The sequence below is a fragment of the Acidobacteriota bacterium genome, assembly GCA_040754075.1.
Taxonomy (GTDB): domain Bacteria; phylum Acidobacteriota; class Blastocatellia; order UBA7656; family UBA7656; genus JBFMDH01.
The window spans coordinates 513,847-529,644 of sequence record JBFMDH010000001.1 but is presented as its reverse complement, the minus strand read 5'-3'; the positions used below and the strand labels follow the sequence as shown (position 1 = coordinate 529,644).

Annotated in this window: 15 protein-coding genes; 14 read left to right on the top strand and 1 reads right to left on the bottom strand. The window is 48.6% G+C overall.

The genetic code is table 11. From position 1 onward, the window contains the following. Positions 1 to 483: 483 nt before the first annotated feature. From AB1757_02120 to AB1757_02055, 14 genes are all read left to right on the top strand, one after another. Positions 484 to 2,217 (top strand): pitrilysin family protein, encoded by a 1,734-nt coding sequence (locus AB1757_02120; GenBank protein ID MEW6125835.1) that lies wholly within the window; start codon positions 484 to 486, stop codon positions 2,215 to 2,217. A gap of 173 nt (positions 2,218 to 2,390) precedes the next feature. Continuing rightward, positions 2,391 to 3,956 carry a pitrilysin family protein gene (locus AB1757_02115; protein MEW6125834.1) on the top strand — a complete coding sequence of 522 codons (1,566 nt, stop codon included), beginning with the start codon at positions 2,391 to 2,393 and terminating at the stop codon, positions 3,954 to 3,956. Positions 3,957 to 4,202: 246 nt separating this feature from the next. Further along, positions 4,203 to 5,984 (top strand): DUF389 domain-containing protein, encoded by a 1,782-nt coding sequence (locus tag AB1757_02110; GenBank protein MEW6125833.1) that lies wholly within the window; start codon positions 4,203 to 4,205, stop codon positions 5,982 to 5,984. A 104-nt stretch (positions 5,985 to 6,088) separates the two neighbouring features. After that, entirely contained in the window at positions 6,089 to 7,858 is a 1,770-nt protein-coding gene (locus tag AB1757_02105; protein ID MEW6125832.1) for an SLC13 family permease, read from the top strand. A 210-nt stretch (positions 7,859 to 8,068) separates the two neighbouring features. Beyond that, positions 8,069 to 8,545 carry a hypothetical protein gene (locus tag AB1757_02100; GenBank protein ID MEW6125831.1) on the top strand — a complete coding sequence of 159 codons (477 nt, stop codon included), beginning with the start codon at positions 8,069 to 8,071 and terminating at the stop codon, positions 8,543 to 8,545. A gap of 83 nt (positions 8,546 to 8,628) precedes the next feature. Then, a complete protein-coding gene (locus AB1757_02095; GenBank protein MEW6125830.1) occupies positions 8,629 to 8,784 on the top strand; it encodes a hypothetical protein in 156 nt (51 codons plus the stop codon). 230 nt (positions 8,785 to 9,014) lie between these two features. Next, positions 9,015 to 10,235: a Na+/H+ antiporter NhaA gene (gene nhaA, locus AB1757_02090; protein MEW6125829.1), complete on the top strand. Its 1,221-nt coding sequence runs from the start codon at positions 9,015 to 9,017 to the stop codon at positions 10,233 to 10,235. A 20-nt stretch (positions 10,236 to 10,255) separates the two neighbouring features. Then, positions 10,256 to 10,651 (top strand): hypothetical protein, encoded by a 396-nt coding sequence (locus AB1757_02085; GenBank protein MEW6125828.1) that lies wholly within the window; start codon positions 10,256 to 10,258, stop codon positions 10,649 to 10,651. 129 nt (positions 10,652 to 10,780) lie between these two features. Further along, positions 10,781 to 11,239 (top strand): tRNA (N6-threonylcarbamoyladenosine(37)-N6)-methyltransferase TrmO, encoded by a 459-nt coding sequence (tsaA, locus tag AB1757_02080; GenBank protein ID MEW6125827.1) that lies wholly within the window; start codon positions 10,781 to 10,783, stop codon positions 11,237 to 11,239. Between the two features lie 107 nt (positions 11,240 to 11,346). Beyond that, positions 11,347 to 12,870: a biopolymer transporter TolR gene (locus AB1757_02075; protein MEW6125826.1), complete on the top strand. Its 1,524-nt coding sequence runs from the start codon at positions 11,347 to 11,349 to the stop codon at positions 12,868 to 12,870. A 23-nt stretch (positions 12,871 to 12,893) separates the two neighbouring features. After that, entirely contained in the window at positions 12,894 to 13,640 is a 747-nt protein-coding gene (locus AB1757_02070) for an alpha/beta hydrolase-fold protein (protein MEW6125825.1), read from the top strand. 40 nt (positions 13,641 to 13,680) lie between these two features. After that, positions 13,681 to 14,217 carry a DUF1697 domain-containing protein gene (locus tag AB1757_02065; GenBank protein ID MEW6125824.1) on the top strand — a complete coding sequence of 179 codons (537 nt, stop codon included), beginning with the start codon at positions 13,681 to 13,683 and terminating at the stop codon, positions 14,215 to 14,217. 73 nt (positions 14,218 to 14,290) lie between these two features. After that, complete coding sequence (locus AB1757_02060) at positions 14,291 to 14,521, top strand: DUF433 domain-containing protein (GenBank protein ID MEW6125823.1); 231 nt, start codon at positions 14,291 to 14,293, stop codon at positions 14,519 to 14,521. After that, a complete protein-coding gene (locus AB1757_02055; GenBank protein MEW6125822.1) occupies positions 14,518 to 14,829 on the top strand; it encodes a DUF5615 family PIN-like protein in 312 nt (103 codons plus the stop codon). The genes AB1757_02060 and AB1757_02055 overlap by 4 nt, the downstream gene beginning before the upstream one ends. Before the next feature lie 68 nt (positions 14,830 to 14,897). Here the strand turns inward: AB1757_02055 and mtgA are convergent, their stop codons facing one another. Further along, positions 14,898 to 15,659, bottom strand: a complete 762-nt coding sequence (gene mtgA / locus AB1757_02050; GenBank protein ID MEW6125821.1) for a monofunctional biosynthetic peptidoglycan transglycosylase — start codon at positions 15,657 to 15,659, stop codon at positions 14,898 to 14,900. Between the last annotated feature and the right edge of the window lie 139 nt (positions 15,660 to 15,798).

Here is a 15,798-nt window from a genome sequence, read left to right as displayed (position 1 = left end):
GCATCTCATCATCTCCAAAGTTTCGATTTGTGGAAAATGAGATACTACGGAGTCAACCGCGCTTTGGCTATGCTCAAGCGCGGTTATTATTCTATTGGCGGGTCTTAGCATTTATGACCACGCCTCATTTAATTTATAAAGAAACGATGCTGAGTTCATCTTCGGATTTTGCGGAACAAGCGGATAACGGACAAATCCGCTTAATCCGTTTCATCCGCCCAATCCGAGAATAAATTTACCCTTTCGTTTTAATATCAATTAACTTGAACTGCAAAATTGCAACTCCACCTTTCGGCTATTGTAAAAAAATGTTAAACCGCAAGACGCCCTGCGGTTCAGGCATTTTCAGATGGTATGATGTCAATTCAAAATCAGGCTTGATTTTCGCTGGCTGTCTTCCCCGGTTTTCAGTTCGTTTTTGATTGCTCGAACAAACAGGCTAAACTTTTATTCACTATGTTAAACAACGAAAGGTTAATCCACATGAAAAGACTGCTTTTCACTTTTTCGATTCTCCTTTTGTGCGCGCCATTTGCCGTCGCTCAGAAAGTCGAAGTGCAGGAAGTCACGCTCGACAATGGCTTGCGACTGTTGATGGTGCCACGCAAAGGCGACCCGAATATCGCCGCCGGCTGGATTGCGCGGGTCGGTTCCATCAACGAACGTCCGGGCATCACCGGGCTTTCGCATCTCTTTGAACACATGATGTTCAAAGGCACACATGCCATCGGCACTCGCAATATTCAAGAAAATCTTAAAATCATCGCTGAACTCGACCGCGTCAAAGCCGAAGTTGACAAAGAGCAGCGCCTGTTGATTCACCGACAGCAACTCGGTGAAATCGATGATGCCAACGACCCGAAAAATCGTTCGCCGCGCCATCAGGAATTGCTCAAACAACTGAGTGACCTGACAGACCGTGAACGCGCAGTCATGGTGAAAGATGAATTTGACCGCATCTACACGACGGCGGGCGGCGCAGGCATGAACGCCAGCACCAGCAATGACTGGACGGTCTATTTCATCAACGTTCCGGCAAACAAAATCGAACTGTGGTTCTGGATGGAATCCGACAGGTTGCTCAACCCGGTGTTTCGCGAATTCTATTCCGAACGCGATGTGGTGCGCGAAGAACGACGGCTGAGAACCGAAAGCACCCCGACCGGAAAATTCGACGAGCAGTTTGAATCCCTGTTCTGGCAATCATCGCCTTATGGTTGGCCCGTGGTCGGATGGCCGAGCGACCTGGCGAGCATCACACGCGAAGAAGCGTTGGCATATTTCGCGCAAAATTATGCGCCCAATAATCTCACTGCGGTGCTTGTCGGCGATTTCGACCCGGCGAATGCCACGGCGCTTGCGAAAAAATATTTCGGACGGTTGAAGCCTTCGCCCAAGCCATTGGAGCCGGTTCGCACACTTGAAATGCCGCAACTCGCCGAACAACGCCTGACCGCTTATGCGGAAACCTCGCCGCAGGTGCGCGCGCGTTATCATACGGTTCCCGACGGGCACAAAGATGAATACGCCTTGTCGGTGATGTCGGCTTTGCTTAATGGTCGAACCGGACGGTTGTATAAATCGCTCGTCCTGCAACAAGGTATAGCGACGGCTGCCGCAGGATTTCAAAACGGGCAGAAGCTGGAAGGTTATTTTCAATTGCAAGGCACCGCCAAACCCGGCAATACGCCCGAAGAGGTCGAGCAGGCGCTTTATAAAGAGATTGAAAAATTACAGAACGAAGCGGTGCCCGAACGTGAATTGCAAAAGATTAAAAATCAACTGGCGGCAAATAATTTCCGTCAACTGCAATCCAATTTCGGATTGATGGTGCAATTGCTGTTGCGCGAATCGAGCCGCACCTGGCAATCCATCAACACCGACCCGCCGTTGCTGCAAGCCGTCACCGCAGCCGATATTCAGCGCGTCGCCAAAAAATATTTCGCCAAAGAAAACCGCAATGTGGCGATTTATTACACCAAGAAGAGCGATACCCCCGAAGACCCGGAACTGGCTGCCCTGGGCGAACAGGAACGCGCGCAAATTCAACGACTCAAATCCATGCTGCCGCAACTGAAAGTCGAACAGGTCAAACAGATTCTCAGTTCGATTCAACAACAGGAAGCCAGCGCCCCGCCCGAACAAAAAGCGGCATTCAAATATGCCAAAAAACTCCTCGAAGAGAGATTGAAGCAGTTGGAAGGAGGAAAACAGTGAACGAGAAAATGAAGAAGCAATTGTGCTGTGAAGAATCCGGTTTGAAAGTCTCAAAGGAACCTCAAATTTCTCCAACTCAATTTTCATTAACCGCAGCGTCGCAAAAGACGTTGAAAGTTGGCAGAGAAAGAATTCCGTCTCTGCGCTATCTCTGCGTTCTCTGCGCCTCTGCGGTGAAAGCAGTTCTGCGAACCGTCAGGTTCACGTCAGCAACTGCACTTGAAAGATCGTTAGCGATTGGCATTGCATTGAGCCTCTTTCTCGCTTTGACGCCGAGTTTTTCAATTGCTCAAAAAGCCAAACCGACAACTCAAAGCGGCATCGTCGCGCATCCAGACCAATTGAAATACCCGACCCTGGTTTACACGCCGCCGCAACGCGCCAAGTATCGTCAGGTGTTGGCAAACGGCGTCGTGACCTATATGGTCGAAGACCACACCTTGCCGCTCATCAACGTTACGGTCATTGTTCGCACAGGTGATTATCTGGAACCCGAAGGCAAAGACGGACTCGCAAGCCTCACCGGCAGCCAGATTCGTTCGGGCGGAACCACCACTAAAAAAGCCGAAGATTTTGATGAAGAAGCGGATTTTCTGGCGGCGATACTCAGCAGCGGCATCGGCAATACACAGGGCAGCGCAAATTTCAATTGCTTATCGAAAGATATTGATAAAGCCCTCGCCCTGTTTTTCGATATGCTGAAAAATCCGGGCTTTCAGGAAGACCGGTTGAAACTCGCCAAGACGCAAATTCTGCAAGCCATGGAACGCCGCAACGACGACACCGAGGGCATCGAATCCCGCGAATGGGAACGCTTGATGTATGGCGATAATCATTTTTCGACGCGACTTTCAACCAAAGCTTCGATTGAAAGCATCACGCGCGATGATTTGCTCGCCTTTCATAAAAAATATTACAACCCGGCGAATTTCATCTTTGCGGTGTCGGGCGATTTCAATACCGCCGAGATGAAAGCCAAACTCGAAAACGCCATGCGCGGTTGGGACGCCGGTCGTGAACCGGTGGCGCAGGTTCCCAAACCGACGCACACACCGGTGCCGGGTCTTTATGTGGTCAATAAACCGGATGTCAATCAAGGTCGCGTCACCCTCGGACACCTCAGCACGACGCGGGACAATCCCGATTATTACGCGCTGGCGATTATGAACGACATCCTCGGAGGTGGCGGTTTTACATCGCGCATTATGGGTCGCGTGCGTTCGGATGAAGGCTTGGCTTATAGCGCCGGTTCCGATTTCGGATTTGGCACTTATTATCCAACGTCGTTTACCGCGTCATTTCAATCGAAGAGTTCGACTACGGCGCAAGCGATTGAAATTGTTTTGCAGGAAATCAATCGCATCCGCACAGAAAAAATCAAACCCGAAGAGTTGAATACTTCAATCAATCAATTCGTCGAAACCTTTTCGTTGAATTTTTCGAGCGCCGCGCAGATTGCCGGGACCTTCGCGCAGGACGAATACACCGGTCGCGCCGCCGATTTCTGGGAAAAATATCGCGAGCGCATCAAAGCGGTCACCGCTGATGACATTTTGCGGGTCGCGCAAAAATACCTGCAACCGGACAAACTGGTGATTCTGGTGGTTGGCAATATCGATGACATCGCCAAAGGCGACCCTGACAAACCGCAATATCAACTCATGAAATTCGCGAAAGAGGGCAAGGTCACTCGCATTCCTTTACCCGACCCGCTCACTATGAAATACCCGCAGAGTTAGTCATAAAGGCAGAGGCGCAAAGTGAATGCTTGCTGCGCCTCTGCAATTTGAAGTTTTGAAAGAACAGCCCTCTGACAATCAAGCCCTGCCGGATAAGCCTCGCTCGTTGATTTTCAAAATCTGCCAAGCTTACGCAAAACGATACGCTTCCCCTTCAAATATTTGCTGCCCAGTCATCTCGTCTATTATTCCAGGTCTAGCCTTCGTGATAGAATGCCCGCACCACTCAGACTGAGGTAACCAACGATGCAACAAGTGGAAGATAGACCAACCGTGAACCGTTCCGGCGTTGGGCGGTTTGGTGATTGGTTCGCCAATCATCTTGGGGTAAACCCGCTGCGCAAACAAGAGCTTTATGTTGACATCTCCAAATCGGCTACGCTCCGGGATGTTGCCTATTGGCTGCAAATTCTTTTCGCTGCCGGAATCGCTACGATGGGTCTGATTCTCAACAGCCCGGCTGTGATTATCGGCGCAATGCTCATTTCGCCATTGATGGGACCGATTCTCGCTGGCGGACTATCGCTTGCAGCCGGTGACCTCATTTTGGGAGTTCGCTCGCTGTTGAGTCTGGTTTTGAGTTGCCTGGTAGCGGTTAGCTTTGCGGTTGTTCTGGTCAGTTTGTTGCCTTTTAGAGAAATGACTGATGAAATTGCCGCCCGAACCCAACCGAACACTTTGGATTTCATTATTGCGCTTTTTTCCGGCGCTATCGGTTCCATAGCGATCTGCAAAGAAGTTAAAGGCGTGGTCACTTCCATACCGGGTGTCGCCATTGCTGTCGCCTTAATGCCGCCTTTGTGTGTGATTGGCTACGGCATGGGCATTGCCCTCAGCGTGAGCGGCAGCGAAGGAATGCAAGTGGCGCGTGGGGGGGGCTTGCTCTTTCTAACGAATCTGGTGGCGATTACCTTTACCGCTATGATTGTTTTTCTGGCTCTGCACATTGGCACGGACGAAGTGAAGTCCATCGCCCGAAAGTGGCAGAATGAGGATACAGAGAGCGCTTTTTTCAAACGCGCGCTTGGGCGGTACGCGCTCAGGGAAGGAGCCAGAAAGCTTGATAGTCTGACGGTGCGCTTTGTGATGATCCTAATCCCGATTTTGATGATTTTGATTCCGCTCAGCCAATCGTTTAATCAACTCAAAAACGAAATTATCCGCAAACAAAATGCAAACCGGTTGGAGCGCCTGGTTACAGAAGTGTGGCAACAAAATTTTAGCCAATTACCATCGGGCGAACCGCGTTCCTATCTCGATGAAGTGAACATTGCTGAGCAAGGAGAGAAGTTGACCATTTTTCTGCGCGTCTTTACCTCCCTGCCTTATTCACCAGTCGAGAAAACCGAGCTAACCAAGCTTCTGGCGACGCGCCTGGGACGACCTCGTGACTCTATATCTTGCCAACTGGTAGATGTTCCGACCGCCAGCGGGCAAGACTTTCTGGCAAAGGCGCGAACCGAAAAAAGCAAAGAAACGCCGCCCACAGTCGCGCAGTTAAAGACTCGTTTCTGGGACGGCATTGACCGTGCGCTTGCGAGTTTACGCTTACCGACGGGCACTCAGATGGTGGGCTACAGAACCGTCACCAGCCCTACGGCTGCCATGCAAATTACCCTCAGCTACCTTGGCGGTCATGAGATGGACAATGACGCCCGCACGATCATCACCGAGGAAATTCGCGCTCGCTTTGCCGACCCCGAAGTGGTCGTCAATTATGAGCGCATCCCTTCGGATTTTGGTCCCCTGTTGTTTGGCAGGAATCAGGCGGATTTACCGACAACTAGAGCCAGACTGCTTGATGGCGTCGGGCAAAGCCTTCAGCAGATGCCAACGCTATATCTGGAAATTATCGCCAATGCCGAACCTGGAGAAAAAGCAACGATTGCCGAAGAGCGGGCACAAGCGATCCGTAATTATCTGGCGCAACGCTGGCAAGTTTCACCCGACCGCATCAAGGTGACACTCCGAACCAATTCCGACCGCTCGGCTTTAATCAAATTACAACTCGCAGAGGCGGCGTCTTAACCGGGAAAATTTCTTTTGCGCTGAGGATGCTTTTTCAGAAAGCAGCTCTCAACATCTGCTTCTGAAAAACCAGTGAATTAACTTTTTTGCTCAAGCATAAAGTCATGGAAATAGCTATTGTTCTGGGACTGTTACTAATAGCCGTCATCATGTTTGCCATGGAACGACTTTCCGTGGATGTCATCACGCTGCTGTTGTTAATGGGACTGGTAACCACAGGAATCCTCACACCACTTGAGGCATTTGCCGGTTTCAGTAATGACATCATTATCATCCTTGCGTCGATATTTGTGATCAGCGGGGCGTTACAACAAAGCGGTATTATGGATATTCTGGCAGCGCGACTTTATCAATTTGCGCGAGGCGGTCGCAATCGCCTTCTGCTTGCCATGATGGTCATCATCGGCAGCATCTCTTCATTTATGAATAACACCACGGCAACAGCAATTTTTATTCCGCCGGTAATGGGTGTAGCCAAGACCGCTAACCTGAGTCCGTCAAAATTACTGATGCCCTTAGCCTTTGCCTCAATACTGGGCGGCACCTGCACATTGATCGGCACGTCTACGAATGTTGCGGTCAGCGGGTTTATATCCCGGTCAGGAATGCCTGCCCTCAGATTGTTTGAGATCACTCCGATTGGCTTGATGCTTTTAGGAGTAGGCATTATTTATCTGCTGTTTATTGGTCAGCGTTTGCTGCCGGAGTACCGCGAAGAAAGCCTGACCGAAGAGTATGACATTCGCGAGTATCTCAGCGAGATAGTCATTCCCCGTGGTTCAATGCTAATTGGGCAGAAGATTTTCCATTCGAGTTTGTCGCAAATAGGCTTTCGGATTCTCGAAGTTCTGCGTGGCGATACTCGGTTTATTCCCGATGCATCAACAATCATCCAATCCGGTGATGTTCTGCTGGTCGAAGGGCGGATCAGCGATTTGATGAAAGTCAAGGAAACCGCCGATATCGAGATTCGACCGGAAGTCAAACTTTTCGATGACAGTTTGCAGACCGGCGAAATTCGCATGGCAGAGGTCATTGTGACGCCGCAATCGGATTTAATTGGCAAAACCCTAAAAGAGGTCAATTTTCGTTTGCGATATGGAATGGTGGTACTGGCATTTAATCGTCACGGTCGGTTGGTAACCGAAAAGGTCGGAAATATTCGCTTGCGCATGGGTGACTTGCTGCTCATTCAAGGATCAACCGATCAACTCGAATATGTGCGTCGTCACCCGGATATGTGGATATTGGAAGAGATTCGCCCATCTGTAAACCGAGCAAAGAAAGGTGGATATATTGTCGCTTGTTTGGCAATTGCGGTCATCGTCGGTGGGCTTGGATGGTTGCCGCTGTCAATCGTTTTTTTAGGGGCGGCGCTCCTGACCATCCTGCTCAAGACCATCACGATTGAAGAAGCCTATGAATATATCAATTGGAAATTAATCATTTTGATTGGCGGTATGATGGCTTTTGGCATGGCAATGGAAAAAACCGGAGCGGCTGAATTTCTTGCCAAAGGAATTGTCGAAGGGCTTGAACCATTTGGTATCAGAGTGGTTTTGGCAGGGCTTTTCCTGCTAACCATTTTGCTCACGCAACCCATGTCAAATGCGGCGGCAGCGTTGGTGGTGCTGCCGATTGCCATGCAGACAGCGCAGAAGTTGGGAGCCAATCAACGGAGTTTCGCGATTGCTATTATGCTGGCAGCGTCTATTTCTTTCATCGCGCCCTTTGAGCCTGCCTGCATACTGGTTTATGGTCCTGGCAAATACCAGTTTAGGGATTTTATTAAGACAGGAGCACTGCTGACTTTCATCCTCATGCTGGTCGTTTTATTTATCCTGCCGGTTTTTTGGCCATTATTCCCCCGCTGATAAAATTTGCCAACCGCTTCATCGCTCAGGTTCCTGACTGACTATAAAAACTCCTGAAGTTCTGCGCCTTTGGTACTGAGTTGCCTCATCGCAGATTGAGTCTGGAAAAAATAGTTGCAGCGGTTTTTCATACTGCACTATCATAAAAGTTCGTTGAAGCAGACAGGTAGTATTTGTCAGAAAATCTGGTCAACTATCGCATACGGATAAATGATAATCACGCCAGTGTCCGGCGGTGATGGGCGCTCAAGCCATCCAAGCCATTTTATCAATTGGATGATGAAGAAATCGGTCAACTCCACAATCCGCTATAGCCTGCGCGCTTTGCCCATTCTCGGCGTGCTGTTGGCGCTTTGTATTTCCGAAGGCGTGGGGTTGCAATTACTCCCCTTGCGAAATTTTGCACCCACGACTACCGACCTTCTCAAGGTTTCCGGGGCACGCGGTTCTTCGCCGTTACCCTCTCCGGTTTCTCCCGCCTTGCGTAAAGTTGACATCTCATCGCCAACTCTAAACCGTATTGCCGTTGAGCAACAGATCAATCATTTCGTCAGTCTTCCGTTAAGTCTCGTATGCGACGTGGCAGATGTCGTGCCACTCCCAAAAACGGTTTATTATTCCCAAGCCGATTATTCTGTAGATTTTTTCTCCCGACCAAGCGACCGCGCCCCCCCGGCTGTTGCGTAAACCCTTCGCGCTAATTTTCCAAATTATCTTGATGGCTAACTCAACAGGTGCGCCGACCTATCTATCGGTTGCAGGGAGGATTTATGGATTCTCAAATTATTTTTGCGCTGTGTCTGGTTGTACTGTTTTTTTCATTCGTTATCTGGATTATCATCACTTCTCGTCGTCAACATAAAAGAGATGAGCAAGAAAGAACAACAGCGGGAAAAGGTGAAACGTCCACCAACTTGCAGAAATAAACGGTTCAGCTTCATAACCGGCGCTGCTCATCAAGTTCAGCGCCGGTCATGAAATAGTTGAATGGAGGCAGTGCGCCAAGTTACTCCATTCATTCATCAACAAAAAAGTGTCGCTGCGCCCTCAATCGCAGGTTTAAGAGAGTATTTTTGCTAACCACCGAAAGTTAGTAATCGGGCGGTAATTCGTCTCCAATAAATCTTATTGATGGTCAAACTACTGAAAGGTAACCATGAGCATAGTTAAAAGAAAATTATCCCAAGCCTTCAAAAACTTTTTCGATTCTGAAAAATCAAGCGGCGTAATTTTAATTATCTGCACCGCCGTTTCGCTGGCAATCACCAATTCGCCATTCGGGGCGACGTATTTGGGTTTCTGGCATCAATCTATCATTGGGTTAAGCATCGAACATTGGATTAATGATGCGCTGATGGCGGTCTTCTTTTTGCTCATCGGTCTGGAATTGGAGCGCGAACTCTATGTCGGTGAATTGTCGGATTTCAAAAATGCCCTGCTGCCGATTTTTGCGGCGCTCGGTGGCATCGGAGTTCCCGCGTTAATTCATTTCATTTTAAATAATGGCACCCCGACACAAGCCGGTATTGGCATTCCGATGGCAACCGACATCGCCTTTGCGCTGGGCGCTCTGGCGATCTTGGGCGACCGCATTCCCGCCTCGCTCAAAGTTTTTCTAACGGCGCTTGCCGTGATTGACGATCTCGGCGCGATTATCGTCATTGCGATTTTTTATACAGCGAAACTGGCAACGGGTTATTTACTGGGGGCGTTGGGCGTCTTTGCATTGCTTGTCGTTCTCAATCGTTTGCGGGTGATGAATTTGATTCCCTATTTAATCGGCGGCGCGTTGATGTGGTTTTTCATGTTGAAATCGGGAGTTCACGCGACCATCGCCGGCGTGTTGCTGGCATTTGCGATTCCCTTCACCGGCAAAGAGGATGATGCAAAATCACCATCACACAAAATCGAACACGCCTTACATAAACCTGTAGCCTATCTCATTCTGCCAATCTTTGCGCTCGCCAACACCGGTATTGTGATTGCGAATAACTGGTATCAGGATTTAACCACCGCAAACAGTGCAGGCATTATTCTCGGATTGGTGACCGGAAAACCCCTGGGGATTACTTTGATTAGTTTTCTGGTGGTCGCGATTGGGCTATGCCGGTTACCGCTTGATTTAAATTGGAAGCACATCTTTGGCGCGGGGCTGTTGGGTGGCATTGGATTTACGATGTCAATTTTTATTACCAATCTCGCATTCGTTGGCGAAGCGAATATCGTCAATGCCTCGAAAATGGCGATTTTATTATCTTCGTTGACGGCTGGCATAATCGGTTTTCTATGGTTGAGATTTTTCACCATGCCGGAAGCGATTGATGATGACCTTGAGGCGATGGATTTTGCAGCCAATGAAACTGAAGCCACGATATAAACAGTTGCTTTGAGACAAGGATGATTTATCTGAGAGGAATCGTTATCTGGCTACTAATCATCTTTGCTGAAACCCTGCACGGCACAGCGCGAACCCTATTGCTTGAACCTGTAGTCGGTGATTTCAGGGCGCGGCAAATTACCGTATTCACCGGCATCGCGATTATTTTTCTGATTACCTATGCATTCATTCGCTGGCTTCGCGCCACGACGGTTCGGCAATTGCTATCGGTCGGATGGCTCTGGGTTGGATTAACCGTCAGTTTTGAAATTTTTCTCGGACGAGTGGTTTTCAAATTTTCGTGGGAGAGAATTTTATCGGATTACCATCCGGCAAAAGGCGGGTTGCTGGCAATCGGCATGCTGGCGATGGCGCTTTCGCCCTTAATCGCCGCCAAACTGCGCCGCCTGATTTAAAGCGAATTGTGGTCAAAGACCATTTGCACAATCTCAGCCCACAGTTTGGCAATCCGTTCTAATCTTCATTTTTCTCTATTTCAGCTTGTCAAATTTTTCAATCCTGTCTTTAATCGAATTATGTTTACCATGTCAGCAATTGGATATGTTCGCAATGCCTACACGGAAAAATCGCAGATTCCCAAAGGTTGTGGCGCGGAACACACCGCCGAAGGAACGCTGGAAATTTTGCCGGAGTTTGCCGAAGGGTTGATGGACATCGAAGGCTTTTCTCATCTCTTCGTCATCTGGGCTTTTCATCAATCGGAAGGCTACAGTCTTATCAGTCACCCGCCATCGGATGATCGCCCGCACGGGGTGTTTGCGACCCGCGCCCCGCGCCGCCCCAATCCCATAGGGCTGACGGTGGTCGAACTCGTCAGTCGAGACGGCGCAAACCTGCACGTTAAAGGTGTCGATATGCTCGACGGCACCCCGATTCTCGACATCAAGCCCTATTTATCGGTGGTTCCGATTGATAAATTGAAACGCGGCTGGCTTGCCGAAGCCGAAGCGCGCCGCAATAGCGGTCTTCAAACCGGCAGTTAGAATTGCGCTTGTTGAGGGATTGGCGTTTAGCCGTTTGGGTTTACCTACAGGCGAATTTCAACTCTCCGCTACTTGAAATTCGTCGTCAATCGTCATACCTTTTCGCCATGAAAAACCGTAGATGTCACCTGCCGAAAGCTTTGGGGGTTGTCTTATTCCTGATTTTTATTTCAACCATTCAAGCTTTCTCTCAACAAAATTCCGTTGGCATATTTGAAGGGCAAACCGATGTCGGCAAGCCTGCCCAAAGCGGTTCGGCAATTTTCGATGCCGAAAACCAGCGCTATACCCTCAGCGGTTCCGGCAGCAATATGTGGGCAGAGCGCGATGAATTTCATTTCGTCTGGAAACGTTTGCGGGGCAATTTCATTCTGCAAACCCAGGCGCAATTTGTCGGCAAAGGTGTTGAGGCGCACAGAAAAATCGGCTGGATGGTGCGTTCGACTTTGGAACCCAATTCGGCGCATGTGAATGCCACCGTGCATGGTGACGGGCTTACGTCTTTGCAGTATCGTAAAACCGCAGGCGGCATCACCGAAGAAATCAAATCACCGGTCAAAGGCGCGGACATTATTCAACTGGAAAAGAGAGGCAACAACTATGTGATGTCGGTTGCGCGATTCGGCGACACCTTTACGGATTCTCAAATTTCCGACATGCCGCTGGGCGATGAAGTTTATGTGGGGCTGTATGTCTGTTCGCATAACCAGGCAGTGACCGAAAAAGCGGTTTATCAAAATACCCGAATCATTATTCCTGCCGCAGAAAATTTTGTTCCTTACAGAGATTACATCGGCAGCAATCTGGAAATCATGGATATGGCAACGGGCAGCCGAAAAATCATTTATACTTCGCCCGATTCCCTGCAAGCGCCCAACTGGACAAAGGACGGCAAGACTCTCATCTATAACAGCAAAGGCAAACTTTTTGGTTTCGATTTGGCTACCAAAATCCCTCGGGTCATTGATACGGATTTTGCGACCGGCAACAACAACGACCATGTGTTGTCTTTTGATGGCAAGTGGCTGGGGATTAGTCATCACAGTCGAGACGACGGCAACAAATCGATTATTTATGTGGTGCCGGTTGGCGGCGGCAAACCGCGACGGGTGACCGCTAAAGGGCATTCTTATCTGCACGGCTGGTCGCCGGATGGCAAGTTTTTAATTTACACGGCAGAGCGCAACGGCGAATTTGATATTTATAAAATCCCTTCGGCGGGCGGCGAAGAGGTGAATCTCACGAATTCCAAAGGACTCGATGACGGTTCGGAATACGCGCCCGATGGCAAATACATTTACTTCAATTCGGCGCGCAGCGGGACGATGCAACTCTGGCGCATGAAAGCCGATGGCAGCAATCCTGAACAATTAACCAATGACGAATTCAACAACTGGTTCCCGCACCTTTCGCCGAATGGCAAATGGGTGGTGTTTTTATCGTTTTTAAAAGAGGTTTCACCGAACGACCATCCGTTTTACAAACAGGTTTACCTGCGATTGATGCCGGTTCAAGGCGGTCAAGCGAAAGTCATCGCTTATGTGTACGGCGGTCAAGGAACCATCAATGTCCCCTCGTGGTCGCCCGACAGCAAAAAAATCGCCTTCATCAGCAACACCCAGATGAAGTGATCATTGGATAGGAGGAAGGTTATATGAAATTTACTGTGTTAAGCATCTTTATATTCCTGATGCTCCCGCTGAAGACAGATGCATCATCAGAAAAGATTGTAAAAGATTCGATAACCTCACAAGGCAAACAGCGCACTTACCACTTATTTGTTCCTGAAAGTTTATCGCCCACAACACCGGCACCGCTTATTGTGTTGCTACATGGTTCAGGACGTAATGGCTTATCTTTAGTCGAAAAGTGGAAAGATAAAGCAAAGCAGGAGGGGCTAATCATTGTTGGCCCGGATTCTTGGGATTCGTCCCAATGGGTTACGCCTGTTGACGGTCCCGATTTTTTACATGAATTAGTCGAAGCCATCAAATCAAAATACCTAATAAATCCCCGCAAAGTATATTTATTCGGTCACTCAGGCGGCGCAATCTTCGCGCTCTACATGTCCTTGTATGAATCGCAATACTTTGCTGCCACTGCCGTTCATGCAGGTGCCATTCAACCGGAAGATTATCCGATTTTTGATTACGCAAAGCGAAAGATACCGATGGCAATATTCGTTGGGACAAAAGACCCGTACTTTCCTTTGACGGTTGTACGCTCAACCCGCGACGAATTAAAAAAGCGGGAATTCCCTGGTGAATTGACTGAAATTCCCAATCACAATCATTCGTATTATGATCTTGCGGCAACCATTAACAATAGTGTCTGGGAATTCTTAAAAAAGCATGAACTGGCTGAAGACCCGCGCTATCAGCAGTATGATTTCAAGAAATAAATTCGCTGTTTAAGAATGACGTGCAAAGGAAAAATTTTTCATGCCGAAATATATTGCGTTCCTTAGAGCCATCAACGTTGGTGGGCATACCGTAAAAATGGATGCGTTGCGGTTGCTGTTTGAAGAGATGGAATTCTCAAATGTTGAAACTTTTATTGCCAGCGGCAATGTCATATTCGATTCGCCCGGTAAACACCCGCAACCGCTCGAACAGAAAATTGAAAAACACTTAAAAGAAAAACTCGGTTACGCGGTTGCAACATTCATCCGGTCTACTGTGGAACTCGCAACTATCGCTCAGTACCAACCGTTCAGCGATGCGGAACTCAGCGGCGAAGGGCACGGCATCTACATCGCTTTTTTGCCTGATGAACCAACCGGCGAAGCGCAACAGAAAATGCTTTCCATGCAAACGACGGTTGACGCATTCCATTTTCATCAACGCGAAATGTATTGGCTGTGTCGAACCCGTTTCAGCGAAAGTTTATTTAAAGGGAATATGGAAAAGATTCTTGGAATGTCCGCAACCATGCGCAATTCAACCACAGTTAAAAAACTGGTCGCGAAATATTCATAATTTGTCATGAATCGGTGGTGTCGCTCTACAACGTGCCTGTGGCGATTTGTTTCATTAAGGTATAATGGCGGACATGAAACAGCTAACACGAATTACATTCGACCCGAAGGTGATGGGCGGCAAGCCCTGCATTCGCGGTTTGCGTGTCACGGTCGGCGCGATTGTCGGGTTAATCGCTTCCGGTTATTCAACCGCCGAAATTCTGAAACTGTATCCCTACCTTGAAGAAGAAGATTTACGCGAAGCCTTGGCGTATGCTGCGTGGCGCGCTGAAGAGATTGAACTGCCGTTAGTGACCACATGAAGATTCTGATTGATATGAATCTGTCACCCGATTGGGTGGAGGTATTTGCCAAGCACGGAATTACAGCGGTTCATTGGTCAGCCGTTGGCGACCCGCGCGCCGCAGATACTGTTTTGATGGATTGGGCACGGGATAATAATTATGTTGTTTTCACACACGATCTGGACTTTGGTACGGCTTTGGCGTTGACGAAAGCCGAAAGTCCGAGCGTCATTCAAGTCCGCACACAAGATATAACGCCCGCCCATCTGGAAAAACCTGTCATTGACGTTTTACAAAACCACGAATCGTTGATGCAGGCGCGTTGATTGTTTTGGATGAAGGGCGTTCGAGAGTACGGATTTTACCCTTATCGTAAGACCTCAATAGTTGGCAATCAATCCAAATCTCTGGGAATGACGACGTGGCGCATGAGTCTAAGCAGTAAGGCTTTGCGACGGTTGACCCGACCGGGATTTTTTGTCGGGTTATAGGCATTCAACGGTCCCGGAATCATCGCCGAAAGATAGGCTGCCTGGTCTACATTTAACGATGCCGCAGAATTGTTGAAGTAATGACGGGCAGCGGCTTCGGCTCCGTAAATGCCATCGCCCCATTCAATCACATTCAAATAGATTTCCAATATCCGACGCTTCGATAAAATCTGCTCCATCTCGGCGGTAATCAACGCTTCGTGCAATTTCCGCAAAGGGTTCTTTGAGGTTGAAAGAAATAGATTTTTCGATAATTGTTGACTGATGGTTGAACCGCCGCGATTAAATTTTTTCTCTTCCCAATCTTTTTCAACGGCTTTCTGCAACTCTTCCCAATCGAAGCCATCATGGTCGAAAAATTTCTGGTCTTCACCGGCAAGCACGGCGCGAACCAGGTTTGAAGAAATTTTTTCGTAAGGCACCCAGGTCTGTTCACGTTTGGGTTCTCTGCCGTCGCTTTCGGCTTCCGAGGCGCGTTGTTGCATCATCGCGGTGATTTGCGGATTGGTTGATTTGTAACGAAAGACCAACGCGAGAATCCAGCCGTGATAAAGCACGCTTAAAATAATGACCGCCAGCAGGATTCTAAATGCCCAGACGCGCCAACGAGGTTTAACTTTTTTTCTGGTTTTGGGTTGTTCAACGACATCAACCATAGGCGGCATTATACCTTGAAACCGCAGGCGTCGCGCAAATTTTTGCGTTTGCTAATCGAGAAATTTTGTTAAGCCGTATCAAGGCTTACAAAAAGCCTTCGTTTGATGCAGTAGAAAACTCTTTACCTTTTGCAATCACCATCACCCA